Here is a 7,824-nt window from a genome sequence, read left to right as displayed (position 1 = left end):
CCCCTCGACCAGCAGACCGATCAGGATCACCACCGCCAACCCGGCAAACACCTTGTCGGTATACAGCTCGTTGCGGTTCTGGAAGATGTACCAGCCCAGCCCGCCCTTGCCGCTGCTGGCGCCGAACACCAGCTCGGCGGCGATCAAGGTACGCCAGGCGAACGCCCAGCCGATCTTCAGCCCCGAGAGAATCGACGGCAACGCCGCCGGCACCAGTATATGCAGGACCAGGCGCAGCCCCTTCAGGCCGTAATTGCGCCCGGCCATGCGCAAGGTTTCCGAAACCCCAAGAAAGCCCGCATAGGTATTGAGCGCCAACGCCCACAGCACCGAATGCACCAGCACGAAGATCAGGCTGTTGTCACCCAGCCCAAACCACAGCAACGCCAGCGGCAGCAGGGCAATTGCCGGCAGCGGGTTGAACATTGAGGTCAGCGTGCCCAGCAGATCACGACCGAGCTGAGTCGACACCGCCAGGCTGGTAAGGCCAAAGGCCAGAACGATCCCCAGCAGGTAGCCTTTGAGCAGAATGACCAGCGACACGCCAACCTTGGCCGGCAGTTCGCCGCTGAGCAGGCCGTCCCACAGCGCGGCGGCAGTCTGCAGGAAGGTCGGCAACAGCAGGTCGTTGCCCTGGTAGCGGGCGATCGCTTCCCACAAGGCCGCGATCACCACCAGGATCACGGCCTTGCGCAGCCAGCCGTGCTGCCACAGGCGCTGGGCCAACGGTAGATTGCGTTCCACGGGCACACTGAGCAAAGGCTCCAGCTGCACCTCGTATTCCTGGCGTACAGGTGTAGGGGTCATGGCTGAAGCTCCTGTCAGTAGGCGATGCGGATGTCGTTGAAACCCAGGTCACCAGCCGGTTCCGGGGCTTCGGCCTCGTCGAACAGCAAGCGATGGATGCGCCGTGCACTGGCCTGGAAGTCTGCAGCGCCGAGGCTGCCGAGGTCGTACTGGTGGCTGTGCACTTCTGCGCGCACCCGGCCCGGGTGGGGCGACAGCAGCAGGATGCGGTTGCCGACCACCAGCGCTTCCTCGATGGAATGAGTGACGAACAGCAAGGTGAAGCGCACTTCTTCCCACAGCAGCAGCAGTTCTTCCTGCATCTTGCGCCGGGTCAATGCATCGAGTGCAGCGAACGGCTCGTCCATCAGCAGGATCTTCGGCTGGGTCGCCAGCGCCCGGGCGATCGCCACACGTGCCTTCATCCCGCCCGACAGCATGTGCGGGTAAACATCGGCAAAGGCGGCCAGGCCGACCTTGTCCAGATAATGCAGGGCCCGCTCCTCGGCCTCGGCGCGCTTTAGCTGGCCAGACACCAACAGCGGGAACATGACGTTCTCTTTTACCGTCTTCCACGGCGGCAGTTGGTCGAACTCCTGGAACACCACGATGCGGTCAGGGCCGGGGCCCTTGACCGGCTGGCCCTGCAGCAGGATCTGCCCTTCCCGGGGGCTGATAAAACCGGCCACGGCCTTGAGCAAGGTGGACTTGCCGCAGCCCGAGGGGCCAAGCAGGACGAAACGGTCGGCACGGTCGACTTCGAAGCTGACCTGGTGGGTGGCCCGCACCACGCGCTGCGCGGTGCGGTATTCGAGGCTCAGGTTGTCCACCTGAAGCAACGGCGGTGTAGCGACACGGCTCAGGTTGCTGGCCGTGTGGCCTGGCAATGGGGCGGTCATGATCGGTCAGCTCCCTTGCAGCGGGCGTTCATCCTGGAAGAAGTAGTCCTTCCACGACTCCGGCTTGTGCTTGATGGCGCCTACCCGATACAGGAACTCGGCCAGCTTGTAGGTGTTTTTCGGCGTGACGGTGAACTCGTACTGCGGGTTGTCGATCAGCTTGATCAGCGCGTCGCGGTCGATCTTGGCCTTGGTCACGCGGATGTAGGTATCAGCCGCAGCAGCCTTGTCCTTCTGGGCGAAATCCGCCGCCTCGGCCAGGGCGTCGACGAAGGCCTTGTAGGTCTTGGGGTTGTCCTTGCGGAATTTCTCGGTGGCGAACAGCAGGGTCGGCGAGTTGGGTCCGAGCAGGTCATAGCTATTGAGCACCACGTGCACGTCCTTGTTGGCCAGCGCCTGGTCCTGGAACGGCGGGTTGGAGAAGTGCCCGTTCAGTTCGGTGCCGCCGGCCAGCAACGCGGCGGTGGCATCCGGGTGCGGCACGGCCAGGGTGTACTTGTCGAGGCGGTTGTATTCCTTGTCGCCCCACTGCTGGGCGGCGGCGTACTGCAGGAAGCGCGACTGCACCGAAACACCCACCGCAGGCACGGCAATGCGGTCCTTGTCGGAAATGTCGGCGATGGTCTTCACGTTAGGGTTGCTGCTGACCAGGTAGTACGGGAAGTTGCCCAACGAGGCCACGGCCTTGACGTTCTGCCGATCTTTGGTGCGGTCCCACACGGTCAGCAGCGGGCCGACACCGGCACCGGCGATATCCACCGAGCCGGACAGCAGCGCGTCGTTGATCGCCGAGCCGCCGGACAGCTGGGCCCAGTCGACTTCGATGTCGATGCCCTGCTCCTTGCCATGCTTCTCGATCAGGTGCTGGTCACGCACCACGTTGAGCAGCAGGTAGACGATGCCGAACTGTTCGGCGATGCGGATCTTGCCTTCGGCTTGCGCCACGGCGGGGGCCGTCAGGCTCCCGACAACCAGGCTAGCGCCCAGGCCGATGCTTGCCGCCAGGCGGCTGATGGATTTACGCATGATGAATTCCTCAGACGTCAGAACGGGGCATCGCCCTGGATGGTGGTGCGGAACAGCTTGCGCCGCAGGTGCGCGGGGCAACCGGTGGCCAGGTGGATCAGCGAACGGTTGTCCCAGAACACCAAGTCGTGGGGCTGCCACTGATGGCGATAGATGTTCTGCTCGAGCACGCTCAGCGCGTAGAGCTGCTGCAGCACATCGCGGCTTTCATCGTCCGGCAGGCCAACGATGCGGGTGGTGAAGCCTTCGCTGACAAACAGTGCCTTACGGCCATTTTCCGGGTGGGTACGCACTACTGGGTGGATGACTTCCTTGACCTGCGCCAGTTGCTCGGCCGTCAGGGTCGGGCGCCAGTTACCTTCGAACTTGGTTTCGGCGTAACGGGCAGTGTAGGAGTGAGCGGCACTGCGGCCCTCGACCACCTTGCGCAGGGCCTCGGGCACGGCGTCCCAGGCTTTGTGCATGTCGGCGAACAGGGTGTCGCCCCCTTCGCTGGGCAGCTCCTGGGCGTGCAGCATGGAGCCGAGGCTTGGCAGCTCCTTGTACGACAGGTCCGAATGCCAGAACTTGCCGGCATCGCCCAGGCCGATGTTCTGGCCATGTTCGATGATGTTGGAGACGATCAGGATTTCCGGGTGGCCGGCGAGCAGGAACTGCTTGAGCACATGGATCTGCAACTCGCCGAAGCGGCGGCTGAAGGTGATCTGCTGTTCCGGGCTGATGCGCTGGTCACGGAACACCAGCACATGGTGGTCGAGGTGGGCGCGATGAATACGGGTGAAATCCTCGGCGGTGACTGGCTTGGCCAGGTCCAGGCCGATGATCTCGGCGCCGACAGCACCGGAGAACGGGCGGATTTCGAAGGTTTGCGGCTGGGCGCTGTCGATGGACGACAAGGCGTTCGAGGCGGCTGGCATGTTTCACTCCCACGCAGTGCGCGACTTCAATGGCGCGCAACGATCAGAAACGCACGGGGATTACCCGTGTGGGTTCAAGTCGTGCGGCGCATCGATTGGTCGACGGGTACGCAGTGGCAGTGACTATAAATGCATAAGAAAAATAATTTAAATATCTTTAACGCATAACCATATGAGCGACAGCCGCTCAGATCAGGCCATGGTCCGCGTCATCCTGGATAAGGTTGCTCAAGCCCCCCAGCGCCTTGCGCGCGGTCGAACGATTGAGCAGCTTGGCCTGGGCGCCGGCCGGCAGGTCGGTGATGCTGAGCACGCCCTTGGTGGTAAGCACATCGATCAGGTCCTCCAGCACGCGAATCATGTCCAGGTCGCTCTGCTTGAGCTGGCGCAGGCTGTTTTCCACCACATCGTCAGCGAACCAGTGCTGGACCTCGGCATGGTCAGCGGTGAGGACTTCCGTGTGCCCGGGGAAGGGGCTGGGCTCGACTCGCTGCAGGCGGCCTTCAGGGTCACGTTGTACGTAGATCAGGGCGTTGTCCAGCGTCACGAGCGTACCTTCTGGGTGATTGCGCGATGAAATGGCAGGCGAGTATGCGCCTGCCCGCCAGTCGCAGGGAAGCGCCAACCCGTGGAATCGAAGGGCTTCGACAGCGGCAGTCACCTGCCGCTGTCGGGGGCCAGCATCAGCTGTTGTGGTTGTCGATCTTGATCAGCGGATCAGCACCGCCGACCAGCGAGTTGATCGTGGCGCTCGACCAGTTGACCCCCTGCAGGGTGATAGTGGTGTCGACATGGTTGGCACCATCGGTCGCGTTCAGCTCACCTTTGCTGCTCACCTGCAGAACAGTATCGCCATTGACGGTGGAGACCTTCAGGTAATCGGTGATGTTGCTGCCCTTCTCGCCCTGCAGCAGGTCGCTGAGGTCAAGGCGGTCACCTTCGGACGCCTTGAAGTCGGTGACGATATCGTTGCCGGTATGCCCCGCCTTCCAGACAAACAGATCAGCGCCGCTGCCACCGGTAAGGGTGTCATTGCCCTTGCCGCCGGTCAGGGTATCGTTGCCGGCACCGCCGAAGATGATGTCGTTGCCGTCCGTGCCAAGCAGGGTGTCGTTGCCGCTGGTCCAGGCGGGGGTGACGCCCGAGCCTGGGGCGGTAATCGTCACGTACAGGTGCGCGGTGTCGGTGTCGCCATCTGGTTGGGTCAGCTTGTACTCGAATGCATCCACATGGCCGGCGTTTTCCTTGCTGCCAGTTGCCTGGTAGCTGTAGGAACCGTCTTTATTGATGGTCAGCTCACCGTACTGGCCGGTGACCTTCATGCCGGCGGTGACATCCACCCAGCTGCCGTTGACCTTGACCGACAGGGTCGAGGTTTCGCCGTTGCCGCCCCAAGTATCATTGGTGGCTACCGAGCCGGTGACCGCCGCTGCGCTCCAGACGGTGGTGGTCGACGCCGGCACGTTGGCTTTGAAATCGTCGAATGTGACCGACGCATTGCTGTAGTCGCTGTTGCTCCATGTGTCGTCATGGACGTTCAGGAGGATACGATACTGGCTGTTGGCATCCAACGCGCCAGTTGTGATCGTCGAGTTGCCCGAGCTGATCGAGCCCACCTGCACACTGGTCCATGTCGAGCCATTGTCGCTGCTCTTGTACAGCGTCCAGGTTGCGGTGTCAGTACCCGAGTCGTACCAGGTCGACAGCGATGTCAGCGAGGCACTGGCAGTGAACGAAATCGTCTCGCCCGCCACGGAACCGGTGGTGTAGACCGGGGTAACCGCTTGGGCGTCACCCGTACTGCTGTTGTTGTTATCGGTCAACTTCAGGGCGTTACTGCTGCGGGTGGCATCGAGCGTGGTGTTTACGACCGAACTCGACATCCAGCTGCCGGTGTTCAAGCTCAGCTTGGTCGCAAGCTGGGAGTCTTGGTCAGACACATTGTTGGTGAACTTCCAGGCATTGCTCTCGTTGCTCGAGAACGTCGCCAGCGTCGTAGTAGAGGCCGCCGTCGTCACCTTCGTCGAAGTCAGGGTGGCTGTTGCATCATCATTGGCCGCGATGGCATCGCTGCGGTCCTTGACGGTCAAGGTCAAGGTCGACGAAGCGGTAGAGCCGTTGGCATCACGGATGGTGAACTTCAGCTCAGCCGACAGATCGTTGGCAACATCCTGGTTGTCTTTACCGGAGAACGTGTAGCTGCCGTCACCTTTGATGATCACCTTGCCCACGGTGCCCAGGTCGATGGTTTTGCTGTCGGTGGCATTGGTGAATGTGTAAGTCACGCCACCGTATTGCACCGAAGACAGTTTCCAGCCGTTGGCCGCCCAGCCGGCGGTGCCACCCGTAGCATTGGCGGTCACATCCCCAGAGACGGCACTGCCGCCGACGCTGCCGACCAGCGCCTGAGTCAACGCACTCAGCGAGGTATCCACGACCAGCACGTGATCGTCGGCCGCCCCGCTGGTGATCGAGTCTTTGGTTTCACCCGGTTTCCAGCCGATTGGCTCCAGGTAGTTCTTGTCCTGGTTGCTCAGCCCGCCAAAGCCTACAGCGTAGGAATCGTCGAAGCCTTTGTTGTTCAGGAAGTTGATCCAGGTGGTTTCGTTGGCCGTGGCGTCGTTAGGCGCACCGTCGGACATGAAGATGCTGACCAGCTTGCTGCCACCTGCCGGCGGATTGGTGTAGTTGCTGGTAACCGCGTTCAGCGCCGAGGCGTAGTTGGTGGTACCGCCAGCATTCAAGTTGTCGATGGCCTTGAGCGCATCGTCCAGGTTGGTGTACCAGCCACCGTCCTTGCCGGAACCGTGGAAGGTGGCGCTGCTGGCGAACGATACGATGAACACCGAATGCACGGTGCCCGACTGGAACAGGTTCTTGACCGCGTCCTTGAGCATTTCCAGGCGGGTGTTGTACGGCCCTGCGCCATCCGGGTCACCACCACCGGTGCTGCGTGGCCCCATGCTGCCCGAACGGTCGAGCACCAGGACCACGTCGGCGCCGCCAGCGGTACCACTTTCGACGATGGAAGCCGTGGAGTTGGCGATTACCTGCGGCCCTTTGTCGTTGTCGAAGATCGTCCCGGTGGCTGCGTTCTGGCTGCCAACAGCCAGGTTCTCATAGAAGTTGTTGTTGTCGACCACCTGCTTGATGGTGGCCGTCAGGGTTTCATCGCTCTCGATCTTGGTGTCGTCATAGGTCTTCACGTCGAACGAGTAGCTGCTGTTGCCACCGGTAATGGTCACGCTCTTCGGCAGCGTGCCAACAACGTCTGAGGCATCCGCGGTACCGCTCCACTCCAGGTTCACCGTCACCGATTTGCCGGTTGGAACGGTGATGACCTTGCCCGAGGCATCGACCAGATCGACCTTGTAGGTGAAGGTGCCGCCTTCGGTGACCGACCCGTTGACGATGCTGATCTTGGCGTAAACGGTGTCGATCGTGTCGGCGATGTTCGCAGTTGCGGTGGCACCGGTGTAATTGACGTTCTCGTAGTTGCCACCCGTGACGTTGGTCACGGTCGCGGTGAGGGTGCTCGGGTCCTTGAACACGTCTTCAGAGTTCGGGTTGGCGACAGACAGCGCGCCTTTGCCCGCAGCATCCACGGTGACCTGGTACAGCGTACCGGCAACGTTCACGGTGAGGATGGTCGCACCACTACCTTGCGGCGGATTGCTCAGCTGGAAGTGGAAGGTGACCGTGCTGTCGGCCTCGGTGGCAGGGTCTGCGGTCACTTTGATGGTGGTGTCGTCAATGGTATCGACGACGATGGCAGAGGCTTTCGCACCGGCTACGTCACCTTTCTCGAAGTTGCCGCCGTTGATGGATGTGACGGTGGCCGTCACAGTACTGACGTCCTTGTAGGCATCTTCGGTGTTGGTGTTCACCACATTCAGCGAGCCGTAACCACTGGCGTTCAGGTTGACCGTGTAAGCCTTGCCATCGACATCGACGGTCAGGCTGGCCGGGTAACCACTCTGCGGCTGGTGGCTGAGCTGGAACTCAAAGTTGACGTATGCGTCACCTTCTTTAGCGTTGTGTGCAGTGACCGCGACTGTCACCGGGGTTTCGGTGTCCGCGATCGTTGCCGTGCCGGTAGCGCCGGTGGCGATCTTCTCGAAGTTGCCGCCAGTGCCGCCCGTGACGGTGGCCGTCAGCGAGCTGGCGTCTTTGTACACGTCTTCGCCGTTAGGGTT

6 protein-coding genes are annotated in these 7,824 nt (G+C 61.8%); all 6 read right to left on the bottom strand.

The features are described 5' to 3' along the window. Positions 1–807: ABC transporter permease (locus tag H040_RS14850; protein ID WP_112312856.1), on the bottom strand; the 807-nt coding region annotated here is incomplete at its 3' end. Between the two features lie 14 nt (positions 808–821). After that, entirely contained in the window at positions 822–1,685 is an 864-nt protein-coding gene (locus tag H040_RS14845) for an ABC transporter ATP-binding protein (protein ID WP_027919389.1), read from the bottom strand. Between the two features lie 6 nt (positions 1,686–1,691). Then, positions 1,692–2,711: an ABC transporter substrate-binding protein gene (locus H040_RS14840; RefSeq protein WP_027919388.1), complete on the bottom strand. Its 1,020-nt coding sequence runs from the start codon at positions 2,709–2,711 to the stop codon at positions 1,692–1,694. Between the two features lie 17 nt (positions 2,712–2,728). Continuing rightward, the gene (locus H040_RS14835) at positions 2,729–3,628 is read right to left on the bottom strand and encodes a TauD/TfdA dioxygenase family protein (protein ID WP_027919387.1); all 900 of its coding nucleotides are present in this window, start codon (positions 3,626–3,628) and stop codon (positions 2,729–2,731) included. 187 nt (positions 3,629–3,815) lie between these two features. Next, entirely contained in the window at positions 3,816–4,157 is a 342-nt protein-coding gene (locus tag H040_RS14830; RefSeq protein ID WP_027919386.1) for a hypothetical protein, read from the bottom strand. A 154-nt stretch (positions 4,158–4,311) separates the two neighbouring features. Continuing rightward, positions 4,312–7,824, bottom strand: a 3,513-nt coding sequence (locus tag H040_RS14825) for an immunoglobulin-like domain-containing protein (RefSeq protein ID WP_146746757.1), incomplete at its 5' end; no start/stop codon positions are given.

The sequence above is a fragment of the Pseudomonas sp. URMO17WK12:I7 genome (genome assembly GCF_003269045.1).
GTDB lineage: Bacteria > Pseudomonadota > Gammaproteobacteria > Pseudomonadales > Pseudomonadaceae > Aquipseudomonas > Aquipseudomonas putida_J.
The sequence above is the reverse complement of the archived record's forward strand: the minus strand, read 5'-3'. Positions and strand labels throughout refer to the sequence as shown.